A 541-nucleotide genomic window follows, 5' to 3' on the forward strand; every position below is an offset into this window, starting at 1 on the left:
CTTGCCAAATCTTGTGCGACAGCGTCGACAGACCGTCGGCGCGGGTCACCAAACCCGCCCCCACCATGGGTAACGGACAGAAACACATCGCCCGAATTCAGCGCCACACGGGCCTTCGACGGCAAAGATTTGACATCCCCTGCCGACAGCGTTGTCGATCGATCCGCGCATTGGCGGATCAACCCGGTGCTGTCGGATTTGGTATGAACCAACGCGCCCAACGCGCCAGCGCCAGGCATCCCGCCTGCCAATCCCGGCGATCCTGAATGATCACTGCCAAAACTTGTGACAATAACTTCTGCCTGGGTTGCGCCGTGGGAGGTGATTGCCATTTCAACACTGCGGCCCCCACGATACTGGCCAGCCCCCCCTGAATCAGGAGCAAGCCGGCGGAACAGATGCAGGATTGGAAACCTGGCTTCCGCTGTTTCCACATTCATTGCGCCACATCGCGGTGAATGCAGATAGCCTGCCGCATCATACCCATCGGCAAAACTGCGCGCACCACCGCCCTGTAGCCCGGACAGACCCAACATGGTCG

Annotated in this window: 1 protein-coding gene; it reads right to left on the minus strand. The window is 60.1% G+C overall.

Features of this window, described 5'->3' with window-relative positions; all coding sequences use genetic code 11:
- Positions 1-541 (minus strand): hydantoinase B/oxoprolinase family protein (locus ACOSDM_RS20095; protein ID WP_420726316.1); only part of this gene is annotated, 541 nt, incomplete at both ends.

Source organism: Hwanghaeella sp. LZ110, from assembly GCF_048892525.1.
Classification (GTDB): Bacteria; Pseudomonadota; Alphaproteobacteria; order UBA8366; family Aestuariispiraceae; genus Pacificispira.